This is a genomic window from Shimwellia pseudoproteus, from assembly GCF_016415625.1.
GTDB classification, from domain to species: Bacteria; Pseudomonadota; Gammaproteobacteria; order Enterobacterales; family Enterobacteriaceae; genus Shimwellia; species Shimwellia pseudoproteus.
In genome coordinates, this window is the sequence record NZ_WBXP01000104.1 from 1 (window position 1) to 2557 (window position 2557).

Here is a 2557-nt window from a genome sequence, read left to right on the forward strand (position 1 = left end):
CGATGTGTTTGCGGGAAAAAAATCGGCCCAGATCCGCGAAATTTTAATCAGCGAGTCAGCTTGGGAAGAAATGACCTGCTTATTCGCACCTTCCTTAGCTTAGGTAACTTTCATTATGTCAGACATTAAATATCAAGATGTTTACACCTATCTATCCTCTGGTCGCAACATGAACCAGTTTATTAAACGGTGCGACTACGCGCTATTAACCGACCTGAAAAATAAACTTGAGGTGCATATCAGCGAGTGGGAGGCGCAGCAGGAAAAAGAACAAGAAGCCATTCAATTACGCAACGAAAAGCGCAGCGAGTTATTAGCACTCATTGTCAGTGAGGGTTTTTCACCAGAAGAATTAATAACCGCAGCGGCGATAAAAACAAAATCCCGCCGCCGGATGAAATATCAGTACAGAGACGGTGACGCCATTAAAAAATGGTCTGGTGTTGGTCGGGTTCCGCGCTTAATTCAGGAACGGTTAAATTCAGGTGCAACGTTGGATGATTTTTTAATTGCAGAGGAAATCAAAAATGAAAACCAGAATAAAACACCCCACAATTAAAGATGCTGTATAGATAGCAGAGTCTGTTATTTCAAGAATGGAACATAGCGCAGGGCGACGCTGTGGTTTACACGATACTTTATACAACCAGTTTCTTTCCGAGGAAATACATGAATTCGCTGACAGCCTGAATAATGATGAACGGGGTAAGTTTATAGAAATCGCCTCCACACTACATCCACACATAAAAGAATACGACTCGTATAAAACAAATACTATATTAAACAAAATCCGCAAAGAGGAAATGTGATGTTATTTGTTTTGATCGTTCAATTTTGAAAAATTGCTAACGATGGTTTTAACTTATCGTTCAATTCAGAATGAATTGTTAACGGGAAGTGGATTGAGGCAGCTAAATTCAATTTTGAAAAAATTGTTAATTTGGCGTCGCCGAAACCACTAACGAGCGTTCACCCCCAGTGAACCGAGTTAGTTGGGGGGAGCCGAATAAATTTTGCCGCCCCAGCGAGCAAAAAGCTATCGCCCACGATAGCGGTTTATTTGGGGGGCATAGCCCCGCAAACCGTCCAAGCTTAGGAGCATTATTCGAGGAACGAGAATAATACGACTTTGCGCGTGACCACCCCCGTTACGAGTAGTGATTTCCGATATTTTGAGACGAAGGCGAAAAAATAGAGGTCAAAATCACTTCGTAAGGGGGGTGGTCACGCGTAGCGTGGACGGTTTGCCGCACTTGACCTTTGGGGGTTTTGGCGTGGCGTCCAGCCGCGACATTACCCCCTTGTCTCATGAAATAAGGGCGTCCAGCCCGCATGTAATGGGACATGCCTTTGTTGAGGGGACTCTAGCCCCCTCAGCATGCCCGCCTGCGGGCACAGTTTTAACGCTCTCAGATCCCCATGCAACTCGGTGAATCCACTCGGTGACAGCTTGTCACCGAGTGGATTCACCGAGATAGCTCACCGAAAGAAACCATTCAAAGGTTAATACATGCTTAATAAAATCACAGAGAAGCTAATGCCCATAGTCGATAACGCCACGGCGTTCTTCGGCTATATGCAACAGCATCAGCTATTGTTAGCTTTGTTATCAGGACTGACACTACCCTTTATTGTCCCGCTAAAGCGGGATGAACACGAAAAAGCACCAATATGGCAGCGTGTTATTATCTGCTTTTCATTCTTATGCTTTATTTTTGGCACAATATCACCAGCTACCTCTTACGTACTTCGCTTTCTATACCCGTCAAGACTGGAAGTAAGTACGCCAGTAATTTTGTGGGCGATATTGATTTCATTTACTGTGGTTGGCGTGATATTTCATTACGTTGCACGCCGCATTCTCTCACCAGAGATTGATAAACTCAAAAGGAAAATGGTTAAAAAAACCAGCCTAGAACGAAATACGCGCACTGACGTTCGGGAAATAAAAGCATTACTTCCCACAACTGAAAAATATGACCCCGAGCAATTTATTGATTTAAAAAAAGGCGTTTTTATTGGCCTCAATGAAAACAGAGACCCGCAATACATTCCGCTCAGTGACTGGCAAAAACAACATGCGGATGTCATTGGTACGACGGGTGCAGGTAAAGGCGTAGCAACAGGATTACTTATTTACCAAAGTATTTTGGCCGATGAGGGCGTTTTTGAAATGGATCCAAAAAATGACGAATGGGCACCTCACTTAATAAGGAAAGCGTGTGAAGATGCAGGAAAGCCTTTCTACCTTATTGATTTAAATAAGCCGGAATATCAGCTAAACCTTATCGACGGAATTACTGCTGAACACCTGGAAGAACTTTTTATAGCTGGATTTAGCCTGGCAGAAAAAGGCGAAGCCGCCGACTTCTATCGTATCGACGACCGCAGAGCTGCACGCGCTACTGCACAATTAATCAACGAAAACCCAACTGCTACGATCCGCGATTTATTCAACGGGGTCTGAGGGCCAATGGAACGAAAACGTACGCTAAGGAAATAACCAATTGTTATAATTGATATTATTCATTCTTCTCTATGAACTGAAAGCCCGCAC

1 protein-coding gene and 1 pseudogene are annotated in these 2557 nt (G+C 43.7%); both read left to right on the forward strand.

Features of this window, described 5'->3' with window-relative positions:
• The first annotated feature begins 115 nt into the window (after positions 1-115).
• On the forward strand, positions 116-559 hold the full coding sequence (locus tag F9C28_RS19855) for an H-NS histone family protein (RefSeq protein WP_199016960.1): 444 nt from the start codon (positions 116-118) through the stop codon (positions 557-559).
• A 951-nt stretch (positions 560-1510) separates the two neighbouring features.
• Positions 1511-2461, forward strand: a pseudogene (locus tag F9C28_RS19860) (MFS transporter); the annotation flags it as partial.
• Between the last annotated feature and the right edge of the window lie 96 nt (positions 2462-2557).